General features: G+C 58.6%; 18 protein-coding genes. 8 read left to right on the top strand and 10 right to left on the bottom strand.

From position 1 onward, the window contains the following. Positions 1–37: 37 nt before the first annotated feature. The gene (locus tag V5N47_RS10705) at positions 38–985 is read right to left on the bottom strand and encodes a hypothetical protein (protein ID WP_338727439.1); all 948 of its coding nucleotides are present in this window, start codon (positions 983–985) and stop codon (positions 38–40) included. A gap of 179 nt (positions 986–1,164) precedes the next feature. Here V5N47_RS10705 and V5N47_RS10700 point away from each other — a divergent pair, with 179 nt between their 5' ends. Continuing rightward, entirely contained in the window at positions 1,165–2,031 is an 867-nt protein-coding gene (locus V5N47_RS10700) for a hypothetical protein (protein WP_338727438.1), read from the top strand. Positions 2,032–3,036: 1,005 nt separating this feature from the next. Here V5N47_RS10700 and V5N47_RS10695 read toward each other — a convergent pair. The 3 genes from V5N47_RS10695 to V5N47_RS10685 form a co-directional block, all read right to left on the bottom strand. Further along, entirely contained in the window at positions 3,037–4,242 is a 1,206-nt protein-coding gene (locus V5N47_RS10695; protein ID WP_338727436.1) for a glycosyltransferase family 2 protein, read from the bottom strand. 168 nt (positions 4,243–4,410) lie between these two features. Further along, the gene (locus V5N47_RS10690; RefSeq protein WP_338727434.1) at positions 4,411–5,385 is read right to left on the bottom strand and encodes a D-2-hydroxyacid dehydrogenase; all 975 of its coding nucleotides are present in this window, start codon (positions 5,383–5,385) and stop codon (positions 4,411–4,413) included. Between the two features lie 35 nt (positions 5,386–5,420). Beyond that, entirely contained in the window at positions 5,421–5,621 is a 201-nt protein-coding gene (locus V5N47_RS10685) for a hypothetical protein (RefSeq protein ID WP_338727433.1), read from the bottom strand. Between the two features lie 486 nt (positions 5,622–6,107). Between V5N47_RS10685 and V5N47_RS10680 the strand changes: the two genes are divergently transcribed. From V5N47_RS10680 to V5N47_RS10655, 6 genes are all read left to right on the top strand, one after another. Then, entirely contained in the window at positions 6,108–6,746 is a 639-nt protein-coding gene (locus tag V5N47_RS10680) for a cysteine hydrolase (protein ID WP_338727432.1), read from the top strand. Positions 6,747–6,862: 116 nt separating this feature from the next. Beyond that, positions 6,863–7,435 (top strand): pyridoxamine 5'-phosphate oxidase family protein, encoded by a 573-nt coding sequence (locus V5N47_RS10675; protein ID WP_338727431.1) that lies wholly within the window; start codon positions 6,863–6,865, stop codon positions 7,433–7,435. Between the two features lie 62 nt (positions 7,436–7,497). After that, the gene (locus V5N47_RS10670; RefSeq protein ID WP_338727429.1) at positions 7,498–7,902 is read left to right on the top strand and encodes a hypothetical protein; all 405 of its coding nucleotides are present in this window, start codon (positions 7,498–7,500) and stop codon (positions 7,900–7,902) included. 70 nt (positions 7,903–7,972) lie between these two features. Then, entirely contained in the window at positions 7,973–9,088 is a 1,116-nt protein-coding gene (locus V5N47_RS10665; protein WP_338727427.1) for a winged helix DNA-binding domain-containing protein, read from the top strand. A 152-nt stretch (positions 9,089–9,240) separates the two neighbouring features. Then, positions 9,241–10,104, top strand: coding sequence for a hypothetical protein (locus V5N47_RS10660; RefSeq protein WP_338727426.1), 864 nt, complete (start codon positions 9,241–9,243; stop codon positions 10,102–10,104). A gap of 5 nt (positions 10,105–10,109) precedes the next feature. Further along, positions 10,110–10,541, top strand: a complete 432-nt coding sequence (locus V5N47_RS10655) for a hypothetical protein (RefSeq protein ID WP_338727425.1) — start codon at positions 10,110–10,112, stop codon at positions 10,539–10,541. Positions 10,542–10,622: 81 nt separating this feature from the next. On the opposite strand, the gene V5N47_RS10650 is transcribed toward V5N47_RS10655, so the two are convergent. The 6 genes from V5N47_RS10650 to V5N47_RS10625 all read right to left on the bottom strand — a co-directional run bounded on the left by V5N47_RS10650 (position 10,623) and on the right by V5N47_RS10625 (position 15,118). Further along, positions 10,623–10,931 carry a hypothetical protein gene (locus V5N47_RS10650; protein ID WP_338727423.1) on the bottom strand — a complete coding sequence of 103 codons (309 nt, stop codon included), beginning with the start codon at positions 10,929–10,931 and terminating at the stop codon, positions 10,623–10,625. Positions 10,932–10,945: 14 nt separating this feature from the next. Beyond that, positions 10,946–11,425 (bottom strand): MOSC domain-containing protein, encoded by a 480-nt coding sequence (locus V5N47_RS10645; protein WP_338727422.1) that lies wholly within the window; start codon positions 11,423–11,425, stop codon positions 10,946–10,948. A 92-nt stretch (positions 11,426–11,517) separates the two neighbouring features. Next, on the bottom strand, positions 11,518–12,084 hold the full coding sequence (locus V5N47_RS10640) for a peroxiredoxin (protein WP_338727420.1): 567 nt from the start codon (positions 12,082–12,084) through the stop codon (positions 11,518–11,520). Positions 12,085–12,208: 124 nt separating this feature from the next. Beyond that, complete coding sequence (locus V5N47_RS10635) at positions 12,209–13,195, bottom strand: ornithine cyclodeaminase family protein (protein WP_338727419.1); 987 nt, start codon at positions 13,193–13,195, stop codon at positions 12,209–12,211. A 246-nt stretch (positions 13,196–13,441) separates the two neighbouring features. Continuing rightward, complete coding sequence (locus tag V5N47_RS10630; protein ID WP_338727418.1) at positions 13,442–14,416, bottom strand: hypothetical protein; 975 nt, start codon at positions 14,414–14,416, stop codon at positions 13,442–13,444. 99 nt (positions 14,417–14,515) lie between these two features. Then, a complete protein-coding gene (locus tag V5N47_RS10625) occupies positions 14,516–15,118 on the bottom strand; it encodes a cupin domain-containing protein (RefSeq protein ID WP_338727416.1) in 603 nt (200 codons plus the stop codon). Positions 15,119–15,563: 445 nt separating this feature from the next. Between V5N47_RS10625 and V5N47_RS10620 the strand changes: the two genes are divergently transcribed. Beyond that, positions 15,564–16,958, top strand: coding sequence for an APC family permease (locus V5N47_RS10620; protein WP_338727414.1), 1,395 nt, complete (start codon positions 15,564–15,566; stop codon positions 16,956–16,958). The last annotated feature ends 50 nt before the right edge of the window (positions 16,959–17,008 follow it).

Here is a 17,008-nt window from a genome sequence, read left to right as displayed (position 1 = left end):
GGGAAATAGCAAAAAGATTGGCGCGAGCGAAGACGACTCATCGGTCGTGGAACTCGGCTGCAAACAGGTCTTCGGGCGCGACTGGCTTTGCCGCGAGTCCCTGCTCATGTGAGTATTCGACGAACGCTTTGAGCGACGGATAGTTCGCGGCCAGCCCGTACGGCCAGTAATCCTCGCCGAGGGCAGCCTGCGTTTCGGCGACGTGGTCGTCAAGCCACGGGAGCATCACGGGCGGGAGGGTCATCGAGGTCAAGCGCTCTTGGGCCACCGACTTCGCTTCCGTGAAGGCGTCGAACAGCGCGGTCACGACCCACGGGTGGCGCTCATAGACGCTCCGTTTGCAGACAAGCAACCGGATTACCGGGAAAATCCCGGTTTGTTCGTAGTACGCCTTTGCCGCGACTTTCGGAGACGGGAACAGCCGACTGATGCCATCACCGAGTTTCTCGGGCGTGAACGGTGTGATGAGCGCGTCTAGCTCCCCGGCTGCGAGCAATGTTTCGAGGTTCGTTTCTGGTGGTGCGACGTGCAGTTCGACCCCGTTTGAGGGGTCGATAGGGAGTTTCTCCGCACGAGCCGTGACCCACGAAAGCTCCTCGGGCGGGAGGTCGTACTCGTGGGTAAGCAAGCCACGGACCATCGTCGCGGTCGTGATTTGGTACTCGGGAAACACGCCAACGGTTCCGCCGCGGAGGGCTGCGGGCTCCTCGATTCCATCGGCGACAAAAATCGACGACTGGGGGAACGCACGAGCGGTGAACACGGGAAGGCCGACGTACGGACAGTCCCCGCGGGCGACCCAGTTCGTGTACGTTGAGGCGCTCATCTCTGCGACATCGTACGTCGCCTCCTCGACGGTTCGACGGAACAACACCAACGGCGAGACGGTTTCGATAGCCGCCTCGAACCCGTCAAATTTCACGGTCCCGTCTTTCAGAGGGGCGACGCGGTCTGAGTTGCCGAGCGCCATGGATACCCGGAGCACGATGCTAGAACCACGCACAGCGACAGCATAAATTCTACCGACAAACCCTGTGAAGGCGGTTTTCGCCGACGTGGAGTTGGGGAGGTGAATCGCCTCTTGGTTTGCCCACCAACACGTGTTGAGCTGCCGCGAGTATGTCCGTGACAAGCGTTATCGTGTACCTTCACCAAAGGGAGAGCATGGTAGTCTCGGAAGCCGAAGGAGTGTTTCTCGGTGCGATTATCCTCGGCATCATCCACGGCATTGAACCGGGACACGGCTGGCCAATTGCTGCGAGCTATGCACTCGACAAATCGCAGAAGTGGCTGCATGGATTCGCCGCCAGCTTCCTGCTTGGATTTGGTCACCTCGTAAGTAGCATTGCGATGGTCTTGGTGTTCTTCTGGGCGAAAGACTTCTTCGGACTCACGCAACTCGGGTGGATGAACTACGTCGCGGGGGTGCTCCTCATCGCCCTCGGAATTCGTGAATACCGCCATGGCAGAGCAGAAAGAGCAGACGAGGGCGAGCAGACGCACGACCACAGTCACACGCATACCACCGAATTGGATGGGGATAGCGGTTCAGACCAATTAGCCCGCTCGCTCAAGTTCCAGATAGACCCCACAGTCTCTCACAGCCACGAAACCCACCACTCCCATGACGGCGGTCATACGCATTCACACGGAGGCAGCAGCATTTTCGGTCGAATCCTGTCCGTGCTTCCGTTCGTCAATCGGTACGCAAAAACTCACGACCACCCCGACGAACACGAAGCAGTCGATAGAGGGTTGCTTGGAATTGCCGGGTTCGCGTTCGCGCTCGGATTCGCCCACGAAGAGGAGTTCGAGATTATCGCCCTCTGTGCGGGCTCTGATTACTGTCTCGAACTCATGACGGTGTACGCATTGACTGTCATCATCAGCATCATCGCGCTGACGATGGTGCTCATCGCTGGCTACACCCACTACGAGGAGCGGGTAGAACGATACGCGAAGTACCTCCCGACGTTCTCGGCTGTCGTCTTGATTGTCATGGGGATTGGTTTCCTCGTGGGTGTCTTCTAATTCGACTCTCAGAGCCGTTTTGAAAACGACGGTCGCTCGGTTCACAAATTCGGTCTCAACGGCATTTCTGGACACCAGTTACCAAAATCCGTTAAAATTTTCTACTCAGTATTTGAATATATGCATCATGGAACATCTGGACGATATCTCGATTGAAGAACTGCAGCAGGCGCTCGATAACGTGGAGGGAAAAAGCCAACCAAGCGGCTGTTGGCCGCAATCGCGTATAAAAACGGCGTGACACAGACCGAACTCGCCGACTGGTACGGCGTCGAGCGGCGCACTATCTACGCGTGGCTAAAACGCTTCGAGGACCGGCCACTCGCGGCAGCCGTCACCGACGAGCAACGAAGCGGTCGCCCCCGAAAACTCACAGCCGATCAGCGACCACGTTGCAGCAGGCATTACAGAAGTCACCGACAACGCTGGGCGACGAGGAGGGCGAGTGGACGCCCCCACTCGTCCAACAGTTCATCGAAAATTCGTTCAATGTTGCATACTCGCTTCCGAGCTGTCGTCGGTTTATCAGGGAAGCACAAGACAAATCGCAGTAGTGGCGACATCACTGTAGGTTCGCGCTTAGATGCGAATTGATAACGCGAAATCACGCATGGAGCGCGAAACCAAACGGTTCTGCGTGGTGCGCTTCATCCCACAGTTATTGGCGCGCGTGCCGGTGGTAAACTAAATCCAGAGTTTTGATATGTTAGATGGTGAACGTGCAATTAATTCTGATTGACACGCTTGCGGTACTGAGTCAATTGTGTGAACAGAGTCACCGATGACCTCGCGGACAGCAGCCTGTTGCACGGGTTGACTGCACGCAGTCGCCTGACTGAGAGTCATTACAAGACCCAACCACGAAAATAACAATCGGTACCCCAAATCCAAGCCGCTCACACCACAGTTCGCGCCCACGTGTTGGAAAGAGCGACTCAACGAGAGTACCGGGAATGCAGATGCTTCAACGGCATGCATTCCGATGCCGATGATAGGGTTGAGCTGTTATTTTCCGGTTCCAACCTTTTCTGTCACACGGAACGTCGACGGCGGGTGAAGAATCCCGACGATCGTTCCCATCGAGTGGACGAGGCTGATGAGCGGTACAAGCGGGAGTGCGACCAGCCACTTGAACTCAGATACGCCGTAATAGAGGAGGCCCCGGACGAACCAGAACGCGGTGAAGATGGCAAGCGCGAGCGACGCAAGCAGGAATAACCCTGCGTAGACCACGCTCACGCCAACGAACGCGAGTGGCAGTGCGACGACCGTGACGATTGGCGAAAGCGCCCACGCGAAGTTTCGGATGCGGGTCAAGGCACGGTACGGCCGCGGCAGGAGTGCGGTCGCTTCGATGTTGCCCGCCGCCCAGCGCCGTCGCTGCTGGAGGATTTCACCGAGCGACGGTGGGGCTTCGTTCGAACACGTGCTCGTTGCGAGCGCGAAATCGATGTCGTTCTGTTGGGCTGCCGCCCAGACGAATGCGGTGTCCTCGACGAGCGTCTCGCGGTCCCACGTGACCTCGTTCTCGAGTTCGGTTCGCACCGCGATACCGCCGCCCCACGCAAAAAGTGGGATTTGCAAGCGAGCGAACGCGCGCTGTTCGATTTGGACGCCCATGCGATACACGTCTGCGAGATACGAGAGTACGGAGCCAGTTCGACGAGGCCGCTCGCGCAGTTGCACGACGTCGGCGTCCGGGAGTCCATCGAAGTGCTCGACAATGCTGTCTTCGTCGAGATAGAGGACGAACTCGCAGTCGCACGAAAGCGTCTGGCGTGCCCACTCGATTGCACGGCCCTTTTTCACGGCTGTACAGTCGAATTCGTCGGGAACGACGTGTACCTCCGCGCCGTCTATCTCGATGGGTTCTTCGGCGATGACGTGTCTGTCCGTGAGTTCGTCGGGCAGCGAATCGACCGTCGCCTGTACGACTTCCGCGGCGTCGATGGTCAGGATACGCACCTGAATATCGTCGCCGCCGTATTCGGACGCTGGTGGTTCGTAGCCCGCGCCGAGGACGTAGCTGAATGCCACCCAGAGCAGCGCGGAGGCGAAAAACAGCCCCGTCGTGCCCCAGAGGACGAATTCCAGCAGGTGTTCGTACGGAATCGGAAGCCCAGCGAGCCGCCCTGGGAGCGCGAGGAGGGCGACGCCGACGAGCAACACACCCCCGATGAGGACGGTTGCGATGCGTTCGAATTGTACCATACCCGGAGATAGAACGAATATCACAAAAGTACGAAATATCGTTCTGCATGCTCCGAATCGTTCAGACCGTTCAAAACGGCTTAGGCAGGGTGAAAACCGGAGTCAGCGTGTGACGCGAGCAAGAAGAACCATCCAAATTCGTGATGATTCCCTACAGTTTTCGCTGTCCTATCGAGAACTCGACGGGGCGACTATCTGATTTTGCAAGTCCTCGCCCGCGTCGAGCCGTCCGACGTTTTCGGCCACAATATCGGCGAGTCGTTCCCAGTGTTTTGGCGTGTGGCCTCCCGTGTGTGGCGTGATGAGGCAGTTTTCGAGCGTCCAGAGCGGATGGTTTTCAGGCAACGGTTCGGGGTCGGTCACGTCGAGTGCCGCACCGCCGAGTGCGTTCGAGCGGAGCGCGGAGACAAGCGCGTCGGTCTCGACGAGTGGCCCGCGGGCGGTGTTGATGAGCACGGCGTGCGGTGGCATCGTGGCCAGTTCCGCCTCGCCAATGAGCCCGCGCGTTTCGTCGGTGAGCGGGCAGGCGATGACGACGAAATCGCTCTGCGAGAGCGCGTCGTGGATGGCGTCTTCGTCGAACCCGTGTACCTCGTCGGTCGGGCCGCCTTTCTCCGGTGTGTAGCGAATGCCGATGGTGTGTACCTCAAAGCCCTCCAAGCGCTGGACGAGCGCCTGACCAATCGAGCCGAGGCCGATAATCGTGACCGTGCTTCCCGTGAGTTCGCCCGACTGAAAGTGCCGCCACTCGGCGCGTTGCTTCTGCCGCCAGCCTTCGTGTAGCCGGCGGGTGAACACCAGCATGTTCCCGAGCGCCTGTTCTGCGATACCCGGCGCGTGGATGCCGCCTGCGTTGGTGACGGCGACCCCGTTGGCAGCGAGTTCGTTCACTGGGACGTGGTCTGTCCCTGCGAACGTACACGCGAACAGGTCAAGGTTCGACGCCCGCGCGAGCAATGATTTTTCGAGGGTGATGCCCGTGACGATTCGGGCGTGTTCGACCAATTCTCGTTCCTCTTTTGGCGTTCGCGCGAGCGCGACGGTTCGGTCGGGGAGACGTTTTCTGAGTTCCGCAGCGTACGGTTCCATCGAGAGCCCTTCTGTCCCCTCGCGGAGAACGACGATGTCTGGTGTGGAAGTCATAGAGATGGGTGAATTGTGTGTACGAAGGCGGAGGCTCACCGTAATACTGTTGTGCCAACGGCGAGGCCGGTCGCGAGGCCGATGCTGGTTCCGATAGCAATACCCAGCGCGATATTATCAAAGACGACCCCGAACACGACGCCGAGTCCGGCTCCGAGAGAAAGCCCAAGGGCGACACCGAGGGCGATGCTCTCCTCGGTTTCTTCGCTCGTGTCATCAACCGAAGGTTGGCTCATTGGGTGGAGCAACACAGGTGAGCTGGATAAATCCCTGCGCTCGTCTCTGAAACCCCGGACTGTACGACAGATTGTACCACGCGAAGCTCGTTCCACGGTGACTCTCCTGAGAGAACCCACCAGCGATGAGATGAGTCGCTGGCACGGGTCGCTCAACGCATTTGAGTTTGTGCTTCCTGCGCTGCTCGTATTTCGACTTATAAAGTGAGTTGCCGACAATTACCGGAGCCTTCGAATCTATGTGCTCTCCGCGTACATTCAGGTCGTCCGACGTCGAGCGCTCGGGGCTCGCCGACTGGTCCAGTGGTACTGTCGTAGATGTTCCCAGATTGGTGGTGGCATTTTCAGGATGGCTGGTCAAATCAAGGCTGAAATCCCGTTGTTCAGGGTGAGAGGCTGCCAATGGTGGTAGGAGGAGATTCGGGGTAACCTCGAAGACACTTCTATCTATATCGCGCTAGCTACCATCATTATTAATGATGAGCTATGTCCATCACACTCGTACCAGAACGAACTGTATTGCTGATTACCGACCCACAGGTTGACTTCCTGAAGCCCGAAAGTGTCGTCTGGGATCACATCGGAGAGACGGTTGAAGAGAACAATGTCGTCGAAAATCTGGTTCAGCTTCGAAGCGCTGCCAGTGAGGGTGGTATCAAGGTCTTCTATTCGCCACACTACTACGAGCAAGACGAGTACGAAAGCTGGCAACACCTGAACACGATCGACGAGATGATGTTCGACACCCGGATGTTCGACCGGGCTGGTTCAGGGAGCAACTTCATCCCCGAACTCGAACCCGACGAGAACACCTTCGTGTGCGCACCCCACAAGCAGCTCAGTGGTTTCTGGAGCAACGACATCAACACGCAGCTCCGGCAACGCGGAATCGACACGATCGTGCTTGCTGGAATGAGTGCGAATCTGTGCGTCGAATCACACCTGCGTGACGCCGTCGAAGCCGGGTTCGAGGTCGTTGTCGTCACTGATGCAACCGCCGCCGCCGGGAAAGCAGCACTCGATGCCGCCTACACGAACTACGGCTTCATCGCCCACGAAACGACCACGACCGAGGAGATAACCCCTCGTCTCGCGCAACGAGGAATGGCCCCGGCTGACGATTAAACTCAGAACCGTCGGCCCCCGGTATTTTTTCGAAGAAACCCACGTGAGCGGTCGGGTTACTCGAAGGTTCGCCAAAGCCTACGAATCTATGTGCCCTCCGTGTGTCCCATTCCTCAATGGGCGACGACATCGAGAACACCACCGACACCATCCGCTATCAGGGCAAAGCGGTCTCCGACCCCGAGTGGATTCCCACATTTCTAGCAACCCAAAAATCGGGCGTCATCGGGCTAATTGACGACGATACACCGCACCTCCTTACGCAACTGTTCGTCTACGACGACGCGGAGCGCGCGATTTTCCTGCACGGTGCACAGGGTGGTCGCGCCCACGACCTCGTGGAAGCAGGCGAGAAGCCACGGGCATCCTTTACGACCCACGAGATGGGGCGATTCATCCCCGCAGACGAACCCGTGAACTTCACCGTCGAGTATTCGAGCGTGGTCGCCTACGGAACCATCTCGTTCGTCTCTGGGGAAGCCGAAAAACGCCGCGTGCTCGAACTGTTCATGGACAAGTACGCTCCCCAACTCACCCCGGGCGAGGATTACGAGTTCATGAGCGAGGACTCCATCGACCGGACGGCAGTCTATCGGTTCGCCGTCGAATCGTGGAGCGGAAAAGAGGGCTGGAAGGAGTCCGACCATCCGGGTGCGTACGACTTGGACGAGGAACGGGAGTCGGAGTAAGGACAGACGCCACCCGTTATTGACAATAGAACTATCTGATGTAGGATTGAAACGTTTTCCAGATGGTTTCCGCTCGACGGCTCTTCTCGCTCTGGAATGACCTCATCCCCCCAGTGTGGATTGGTGTTTACAGTCTCGCCCGTGCAGTCGTCCACTCTACAAACTCGCTGTTCCTTGAAACAGCGCTGATTTCGGCCGGGAGTAGCCTTCTTGGGGCATATCTGTTGCTCCGACGGTATCCAGACATACAGTCGAGACGTGTCTGGGGGTTCAATGGAATCGTAATCGCAGTCTTTGTCGCTGGAAACGCGGTGGTGTCGAACGGCATCTATGCCTCACAAGACGACGGCTCTCCACTCGTCATCGGCACACTATGGATAATATCGCTCACAATCGCCTACGTCGTGGTGTACGCGGGCGGCTACTCGTGGGCAAAACGCCAGTTGTTCGCACGCAACAGTGACTGAATAGCCCGCCGTCGCGCTCGGCCAGCCAGTTCTGAGACAGTGCTTTGTGGCTTCTCATCGATAGATTCGTATGGAGCGGACGTTCTCCGATGACGAGCTGAGACGGCTCCGTCTGCGTTCTCAGCTACTCGACACCGGTACGAGCGCCACAGACGTTCCGGCTGTACTTTCTCGTGTCTGTGGCCTCCAAGCCCAGGATGCCAGCGCAGCGACGCTCGGTATCAGAACACGGAGTTCGGATGTGACCGCCGCCGATGTTGACGCCGCCCTGTTCGAGAGTCGGCGCGTCGTTCGAACCTGGTGCATGCGAGGCACCCTTCATCTCGTCGCCACCGAAGACGTACCATGGTTGCTGTCGGTGTTCGGCCCCGTGTTCGTTGCCCGGAGTCGGAAACGACTCAGCGACCTTGGGTTCGACGACGATGCAAGCGCGAACGCAGTCGAGACGATTCACGACGCAATCGACGACCACGGGCCGCTCACCCGAGCGGAGATTGCGGAGTTGCTCCAGCGTGCCGGATTTGCGTTCGACGCTCGTGGTCAGGCCCCGTTTCACCTCATCCGCCGTGCGGCGTTGCAGGGACTCGTCTGCAAGGTCGCACCTGTAGACGGGGGAGAGGCGTACGGACTGCTCAACGAGTGGGTGAAGCCACAGAAATCCACGGAGAGAGAAGCAGGGTTGCGAACACTCGCCCGGCGTTACCTTTCGGCGTATCAGCCCGCCTCGCTCGATGACTTTGCCTCGTGGTCGAAATTGCCGATGGCCGATGTTCGAGCCGCGTGGGCGGCAATCGAGGACGAACGAACTGTCGTCAGGGACGGTGCAGATAGAATCGAGATGCTCGCCAACGAGATTCCTCGTCAAGGCAACATCGAGGAGTCACCACTTCGATTGCTCCCCCGTTACGACACCTATCTCCTCGGGTACGCAAGTCGAGAATTCGCTGTTTCGCCAGCAGAAGAACGCAACATCTGGCCGGGTGGGGGTGTGATCCGACCCACCGTCATCCACGATGGCCGCGCGATCGCAACGTGGAAACTCGACCGCTCAAAGCGTGAGACCGTCGTCGTTGTCGTACCGTTCGACGAGTTTCCCACACACTGCCACGCAGCGTTAGACGCGGAAGTGGCGGATATTGGACGATTCCTCGATATGGACGTCGGGTATCGAATCGAAGAGACCTGACGCCGAATGAACTCTAGGTTGACCTCACACTATTGCTCGACAGCTGCTCCTCGGTGTTGGGACAGCCCACAGACCCACTATCACACACACAAATATATGCTTATAAGTAATAATCCGATAAGCTAATATTACTTCCAGTTGTACACAGAGCCATGTCTCCGGCTGGCACAGACACTGACTCCTGCCACTTCCCACAGATTCCGTACGACGAGGTGCGCTCAGCGCGCATCAGAGAAGCAATTCGACGGGGAGACTTCGAAGACATCGCCCACCGAAGGTTCGTAAACGACCTCGTTTACGTCGAGTGGTACACGCGAATCGGGATTGCGCCGACGCTCAGAGCAACCACGGCCAACGGAATTCGCGCAAATGTGTGGCGACTTGCGATGAAATACCCGACCGTGTTCGACACCATCAGACGGGAACTGGGAGCCACGACGCGCGAAGAAGCGTTCAATCAAGAGGATTTCAGCAGGTGGGACTGGAACGGGGAGGAAGACCCACTCTCCCGGCGTATCTGGGCGACCCGCCACGGGTGGGAGTGGAACCGTGTGTGCGATGAAAACGCGAAAATCAGGCAAGGCACTGCAGACCGCGTCCAACTCAGTGTCCGACCGGCATTTGCCCCGTTTCGGTTTCCGGAGCTCCATTACGACGACCTCAGGTCAGATTTCATCATTGAGGAGATTCGACGCGGGTCGTTCGACGATTTGGAGTATCGACAGTACGTGAACAAACTGGTGTATATCGAGACATGGACGCGCGAGCCAACCCGCATCGCATTCCACGCAGTTCCACACTACAAACCGTGGCTCGTCTGCGCCCAGTTCCCCGAGGAATACGACATCATCCGCCGCGAGTTGGGCGCACCGACGCGCGCAGATTTCGAACGCAACCCACCACCCATACCCGCCGCCGAAGTCGAATCGAGAGCGCGTCAACACAAACGTGAGTGGCTCGCAGTACAGGAGCACCAAAGCCCTCCTGAATCGAGCCTGTTTGGAACGCGGCGGTGAGCACCATGCGCATCGAAGTCCCAGAGGGTGGCTTTTCAGACGAGATTACAGAACGCCTCATCGACGCCATCATAGATGGTGCGGACGAACTCGCCGTCGGTGTGGCCCGCAATCTCGTTCAAGAAGACCGCTGTGACGTGTGTTGCGACACGAGATTCGACTACACCGAAGACGGCCCGCTCTGTACGATAACACACGTCGAACACATCGCCTACGAAACGGTCACACTCATCGGGTTGGTCGAACACGGCACCGTGACCTTCGACCCGATGGCGTACGACTGGGTGTGTGTCGGCATCGAAACGACATTGCTGGCCGCATTTTTTGGCCGCTGTCCGCCACCAGAGAGGTGCGCCCTATGTAGAGACAGGAGCATCAAGGAGTGTGGCCATTGGCGGTCGGGAAGCGAGTGTCCGTATCGAGGCGAGGCACCGTAGCCGGTGGGTGGGGTCTCAGGAGTCGTCCGACATCGCGCTCGCCACTTTCAACGAAAATGCGAGTGGTTCACCTCACCTCGCTCACTCCCACCCGTAAATGTCGTCAAACTCGGCTTTCCGGGCTTCGAATGCCTCGAACATGCGGTCGTTCACTGCAGCCGCAGATGAATAGCCATCGACTCGTTTGGCGACGATTTGACTCACCATCGCTCGCGTGAAATTCTCCCACGGCTTCGAGGGCGAGTTGATACTCGCAATCTGTTCGTCACCCTCGATGATATCGACGTAACAGAGGTGATTCCCGCCGTCTGGATGGTCCGGGCCCGTACGGACGCGGAGCGTCAGTGCGTCACCGAGTTCGACTTCGAGTGGTTGGGTTGAATCAGTCATGAGTCTGTGTGAATTTACAGAGTTACCGCGTCGTCGCAGGCAATTTCGCCGGATTCGACGACTCGCGCATCGAGGCCGCCACGGTGTTTTAGCGCATCCGCGACCTTTCCCTTCCCGACGAGTCCTTGCATGTACCCACAGGGCTCACAGAGATTCAGCCCCTCACAGACGGCGTCACCGACCTGAAACCGCTTGCCGACGAGATGGTTGAGCGGCACGTCGCGCGTCACGACGTTCCTTCGAGCGTCACCGAAGTCGAGGTCGATGTCGTAGTCCTCGCGGACGGCCTCGATGGCCTCCAGTTCGATGAACGTGATATCGCTCGCCTCGTTGTTCGGATTGTCTTCCCACTCGTTCCAGATGCCCTTGCCCTTGTAATAGCGGTCGCCCTCGATACCTCGATTTTCAACCGCGTTCACCGACTCGTGTTCGACCATGTCGTCTCCCGTATCCGGGGCGGTGAACAGGCGAACGACCACGCCGTTTTGGCTCATGTCTGTGGTGACATGGCACACCACTATTAATCTAGAGACTTGTTAGTCAGCTGGAAAGTCGTGGCGACTCCATTGCCAGTATGACTGGCTCGTTACTGTGAGTCGTTCGTTACCCACGCAAGCACGTCGCCTGCGTGTTCGTCTGGCGGAAAAATCGGATAGAAGACGTGTTCGATCTGTCCGTCAGACACAACCAATGTCAGTCGCTTCAGATAATCGGCTCCGTCAATGGTGAACGTGGGCAAATCGAGTTCCTTTGTTAACTCCCACTCGGCATCGCTGAGCATCTCGAAGGGGAGGTGCAGCCGGTCACGGGCTTCACGTTGGTACTCGCTCGACTGCGTAGATAGTCCGAAAACCGCCCCCACTCCATTCTCTCGGAGTGCATCATAATGACTGCGAAAGCCGAGCGACTCGGGGGTACAACCACGGGCACCCGGAACGTCTTCCCAGCCGTCTGGAATCACGTCCGCGTCTGGCTGCCCAGTCAGCGGATAGACATAGATGACGGTTCGCGGAGGGAGGTCTTTGAGGGCAACGGTGGTGCCGTCGGTTGCTGGGAGTGACAGCTCAGGCAGCTCCATCCCACGGAGATGGTCGGCCGCTCCATCGTCTTCCGGTACTGGGAGGTTGTCCGGCAATGGAAAGTCTTCTGACATACACCAGTCAACCACCCACACAAAGATAAAACCCTACTATCTGCAAGATAATTGGACAACAGTCAAAAAAAGAGTTTTTTTAGGGACTGTGTTCGATTTTTAGGTGGGAATTGGCATTTGTAGATTACAGCGTCAGTTCGCTGCCGACGCTTTCGGTCACTGCTCGGTCGTAGATGTGACCAGCCACCGCCGCGTCCATGACCGCAGACCCGACGCTTTCGACGACGATGCGTTCCTCAGCAGTCTCTCTCATCGCGTTGCCAGTGAGCAGGTCAGAAAAAGGAATCAGGTCGTCCTCACTGAGAGAACTCTCCAAAATATCGCCAATCTCTGCCACCTCTTCTGGAACGTCCGCGAACACCTTGCTTGCTCCCTCGATGGTCTGGGCGTCGAGTTCCTGCATTTCCCCCGTGTATGCGCCGATTCCAACGACGGTCGTTCCCGGCGCGAGGTGGTCACCCGAGAACACCGGCTCGGTGCTCGTCGTGGCCGTGATAACCAGCGTCGCCCCCGAAATTGCGTCTTCGGGTGATTCTGCCGTCTCGATGGGAACGTCGAGTTCCGCATCGAGTTCTCGAACCGCCTCCGCAAGCATCGGTGGATTGTGGTCGTACAGGGTGACGGATTCAACGTTTGCTGCCGTCGTCACCGCGCGAATCTGCCAGCGTGATTGTGTTCCTGCGCCGATGACGGCAAGCGAAATCGGTTCATTACAGAGTTCCCGTGCGGCCAACCCACCGATGCAACTCGTCCGCGCGGCCGTGATGGTCGAGCCGTCCATGTACGCGACCGGAAGCCCGGTTTCAGCTTCGTTGACCGCGATTTGGGCGTGTATCGTTGGCAGCCCACGGCGCTTGTTCTCGGGGTGGACGCTCACGAGTTTCGTCGCGAAATACTCGCTCCCGTGGATGTACGCGGGCATGACGAGTCCCGTCCCAAGCGGTTTATCCGGATTGGTTGCATCGAGTTGCTGTCCCACCGGAAAATGCGGCCGCTCCGGACGTTCGACCTCACCGCGACCCTGTTTGAGCAAGGCATCTTCAACAACGGAGAGCACGTCTGCTAACTCGAGGAGGTCGCGCACGTCCGCACCCGAGATAATGCGAGTCATTTGTTACCACAGAAGAGACAGAGCCGTCGTGTAATTCTTTCCGTCAACGGGGGCTATCGTACTCTGCACAGTCTGGTAGAATCACGCCGGTTCATTCGTGGAAATTCGGCTGAGAGGGTCTGTTGAACCCCTCAGCAGTTGATACGAATGTGTGCTGAACTCAGAGCGTAAGTCAGTCACACTGGCTCTCTCGTCTGGCTAAGAGAGACAGGGAATTACATCAACTGGGCGGCTCCCCACGACAGTCTACACGCCTATCGAGGCACCCGTGTGGAGGGTTGAAACAGCTCCCTTCTCGTCAAGGGTCGCCACCAGTCGATCCCCGTCAACCTCGAGGACGATCTCCAGTTCGAACGGATCCTCGGAGAGGACAGTCTGGCGTTGGACCAATTCCAGTTCGATCAGGAGCCAGTCGTACCAGGGGTCGTAGCCATGATCGTCGAGGAACACGAGCACTCGCGGCTCGGTGAGCAGACACCGGTTGCTTGGAACGGTGTACATCAGTCGACAGACGTCACACACGATGTCGTACTGAACCTCAAAGATGGTGTCACACGACTCACAGCGACGGCCCGATTCCACGTGGTGGTCCCGACAGACCTGGGGCGTCGTGCTCGTGGTTCCGGTACAGTCGGGACAGACCCCCTCCACTGCGGACATGATTTGGTGTTTCACCATGACATCCAGTGCCCGGTAGAACTCCTCCGGATCCCGGCTGCGCGTGCCGACCCGCGAGAGCGATTCAGTCAGGCTCAATGCCCCATCGAAGCCGGTGCCACCGAACGCTCCCTCGCACTCGGTGCACCTGATCGCAAAGTATCCACGGGTCAGGTCGGTGTTGCACTCGAAGACGGTCTGGCCCCCACAGATTTCGCACGGCTTGTCGTTCGGAACTGTGTCGAACACGACCTCGTCGGTGAACGCCCCGGCGAGGATCGCGCTGACCACGCGTTCACCCTCCCGTCGGAGGATGTACCCATCCGCTGATTGGTGAACGAACCGACCCAGAAGGGGCTTGAGGTGGTAGTTGAACTGCGAGCCGTCGCGCATCCCGAGGGACTTTCGCAACTCTGAGAACGCCATCGGATGCTGTGGAACGTGTTCATCGGGACGGCGTTGTTTCCAGAGTTCGAACAGGATTGCGAGTCGCGTCTTGTGGCCGAGTACAGCGAAGGCCCGATCCGGCGTGAGTTCGTGTTCCTGCTCTTCGTCGGAAGTCATAGGATACACCACTAGGTGCCGGTGAATCATAACAATTATCAACAAAACTATGTTTTCCGGTCGATTACCTCGGCCAGTTCATGCCGTCCGGTGGAGTGGCTATGTGCAGTCCACCGGTGGAACGAACACCGTCGCCGGCGCGCCGTCGGGCACACCGAGGAACGTCGCGTATGCCACGGCAATGTCGCTCTGGCTCGGATTCGACGCGATGTGGACGTTTCCCTGCCCGGGGTCGATGAAGGCCTCGCCCGCCGAGTAGGATCGAACGATGCAGTCTCGCTCGTTGACGAGTTCGAGTTCGCCTTCGACGACGCTGACGATTACCGGTCCAGGGTGGGTGTGCCATCCGGAGGTCCCCTTTGGATCCCACGTCACTTTGGCGACGACGGTCGTCGACGCGTCCCGTGGCAAATTGGAAACGACGGTTCTGTCTTCACCGTCGTACTTCATCCGGAACTTCGCGGCGACCTCGTCGGGGAAGGTCGAGTGTCCGGCGAGGACTTCGACGTAGAATCCCACGGGGCTGTCGACCGCGCGGTCGTCTCCCGGTTCGCCGTCGTGATCCATCGGATCGGCGGCAACGGGGACACTTGTCACGAGTGCTGCGACGGTCAGGGCACTGGCCTTCAACACGGTACGGCGCAACACACCGCCGGGCTGTTGGGTCTCGCTTCTTCGGTCGGCTGTTTCGGTTCTGGTCATCTCTCCTCGTCGTTATCGACGCTCCGGTGGGGAATAAATGTAAGCTGAATTATATTTCTATCCGAAAGCGGACTGAAATTCGTTGTCCTGAATCTCCTGACATGATCGCCATGAGCGGGATACTCCGGGACCCTCTGCGATTGAAATCCCTGTGACGCCCTCAACTCTCTGTGGTTCGGTTGCTGTTTCTCGAACCTCGAACATCTCGTCGAGTGTCATCCGCAATTCTTCGGTATCGAGTCCAGGTCGATGCCGTGGTCACATGGGTGAGGAGTCGGCGGACGCCGTGCTGCATACAGTCTCTCTATTCAGCAGGCCGGCCGAATTCTATCACTACGTGGCGGATTCAACAGGACTGGCTGAGAACTCCATTTATTTTCACACAGTTCTTAAAGATAGAAAGGCATAAATAGGGAGGTTCGATTTGTGTTCGTCACGTAATACCATGACAGGAGAACTGTCCCGCGTCCTCTCGAAGCGCGACATCTTCGTGCTCGCGTTCGGCGCAATGATTGGGTGGGGTTGGATCGTCCAGACCGGCTACTTCATCGACCAGAGTGGCGTCTCCGGGGCGATTGCGGCGTTCATCCTCGGCGGGTTCATGGTGAGCGTCGTCTCGCTCATCTACGGCGAACTCGCCTCCGCGATGCCCTTCGTCGGCGGCGAACACAGCTATAGTCTCAAGGCACTCGGGCCGATTGGCTCGTTCGCGTGTACGTGGGCGCTCATCTTCGGTTACGTGAGCGTCGTCGCGTTCGAGGCAATCGCCCTTCCGAGCGCGCTCGCCTACATCGTCCCCGGCTTCAACGTCTTCGAACTGTGGACGGTCGCCGGCAACCCGGTGTACGGCTCGTGGGTCGCCACCGGCGTCATCGGCTCCGTCGTCATCACCTACCTGAACTACCGCGGCGTGCGCCCCGCCGCACAGTTCCAGGCCATCCTTGCGCTCGTTATCACGCTCGCCGGAGCGACACTCCTCGCGGGCGCGCTGTTCAACGGCACCTCGCCCGCGGACCCACCGTTCGCTGGTGCGGGCATCGGCGGCGTGTTCACCGTCGCCATCATGACACCGTTCATGTTCGTCGGTTTCGACGTGATTCCCCAAGCCGCAGGCGAGGCAGACATCTCGCCGAAGCTCCTCGGCGGCCTCATCGGAATCTCGGTCGTCTGTGCGGCCGCGTTCTACATCATGGTCATCTGGGCGGCGGGACACGTCGCCTCGGGGGCGGTGCTCGTAGACAGCGCGCTTCCCGCGGCCAAAGCGATGGAAATCGCGTTCGACAGCCAGACCATCGGGCGCATCATGGCGCTCGCCGGACTCGCGGGCATTCTCACGAGTTGGAACGGGTTCGTCCTCGGCGCGAGCCGCGCGATTTACGCCCTCGCCAACTCAGAGATGCTCCCCGACTCGCTCGCCACGCTCCACCCAGAACACAACACGCCGTCGAACGCCATCGTCCTCGTCGGCGCGCTTGCGGCGCTCGCGCCGCTGTTTGGCAAGCAGATGCTCATCTGGATCGTGAACGCAGGCGGCCTCGGACTGGTCACCGCGTGGTTCCTCGTCGTCATCTCGTTTTTCGTCCTGCGCTACCGCGACCCCGCGATGGAACGCCCGTTCAAACTCCCCGGCGGCTACGCCATCGGCGCGCTCGCCCTCGTGTTGACCGTCTTCTTCATCGGGCTCTACATGCCCGGGTCGCCGTCGGCGCTCGTTACCTACGAGTGGGCCATCATCCTCGCGTGGTGTGTCCTCGGTGCCGTTCTCCTCGGGCTGGCCGGTGGGTTCCCAAGCAAAAGCGAAGCGCGGTCGCATCTTCGCCAGCAGCGGTTGAACGACTGAACACAGCACTCGAGTCGCCCAATTTTCTCTGCCAACTACGCAGTCGGTGG

The organism is Haladaptatus sp. DJG-WS-42, assembly GCF_037198285.1.
Taxonomy (GTDB): Archaea; Halobacteriota; Halobacteria; order Halobacteriales; family Halococcaceae; genus QDMS2.
The sequence above is the reverse complement of the archived record's forward strand: the minus strand, read 5'-3'. Positions and strand labels throughout refer to the sequence as shown.

Bases quoted from the DNA above. Each gene is read 5' to 3' on its own strand.
- V5N47_RS10700 (WP_338727438.1), top strand. From the start codon at position 1,165: ATGGTAGTCTCGGAAGCCGAAGGAGTGTTTCTCGGTGCGATTATCCTC.
- V5N47_RS10695 (WP_338727436.1), bottom strand. From the start codon at position 4,242: ATGGTACAATTCGAACGCATCGCAACCGTCCTCATCGGGGGTGTGTTG.
- V5N47_RS10690 (WP_338727434.1), bottom strand. From the start codon at position 5,385: ATGACTTCCACACCAGACATCGTCGTTCTCCGCGAGGGGACAGAAGGG.
- V5N47_RS10685 (WP_338727433.1), bottom strand. From the start codon at position 5,621: ATGAGCCAACCTTCGGTTGATGACACGAGCGAAGAAACCGAGGAGAGC.
- V5N47_RS10680 (WP_338727432.1), top strand. From the start codon at position 6,108: ATGTCCATCACACTCGTACCAGAACGAACTGTATTGCTGATTACCGAC.
- V5N47_RS10675 (WP_338727431.1), top strand. From the start codon at position 6,863: ATGGGCGACGACATCGAGAACACCACCGACACCATCCGCTATCAGGGC.
- V5N47_RS10670 (WP_338727429.1), top strand. From the start codon at position 7,498: ATGGTTTCCGCTCGACGGCTCTTCTCGCTCTGGAATGACCTCATCCCC.
- V5N47_RS10665 (WP_338727427.1), top strand. From the start codon at position 7,973: ATGGAGCGGACGTTCTCCGATGACGAGCTGAGACGGCTCCGTCTGCGT.
- V5N47_RS10660 (WP_338727426.1), top strand. From the start codon at position 9,241: ATGTCTCCGGCTGGCACAGACACTGACTCCTGCCACTTCCCACAGATT.
- V5N47_RS10655 (WP_338727425.1), top strand. From the start codon at position 10,110: ATGCGCATCGAAGTCCCAGAGGGTGGCTTTTCAGACGAGATTACAGAA.
- V5N47_RS10650 (WP_338727423.1), bottom strand. From the start codon at position 10,931: ATGACTGATTCAACCCAACCACTCGAAGTCGAACTCGGTGACGCACTG.
- V5N47_RS10645 (WP_338727422.1), bottom strand. From the start codon at position 11,425: ATGAGCCAAAACGGCGTGGTCGTTCGCCTGTTCACCGCCCCGGATACG.
- V5N47_RS10640 (WP_338727420.1), bottom strand. From the start codon at position 12,084: ATGTCAGAAGACTTTCCATTGCCGGACAACCTCCCAGTACCGGAAGAC.
- V5N47_RS10635 (WP_338727419.1), bottom strand. From the start codon at position 13,195: ATGACTCGCATTATCTCGGGTGCGGACGTGCGCGACCTCCTCGAGTTA.
- V5N47_RS10630 (WP_338727418.1), bottom strand. From the start codon at position 14,416: ATGACTTCCGACGAAGAGCAGGAACACGAACTCACGCCGGATCGGGCC.
- V5N47_RS10625 (WP_338727416.1), bottom strand. From the start codon at position 15,118: ATGACCAGAACCGAAACAGCCGACCGAAGAAGCGAGACCCAACAGCCC.
- V5N47_RS10620 (WP_338727414.1), top strand. From the start codon at position 15,564: ATGACAGGAGAACTGTCCCGCGTCCTCTCGAAGCGCGACATCTTCGTG.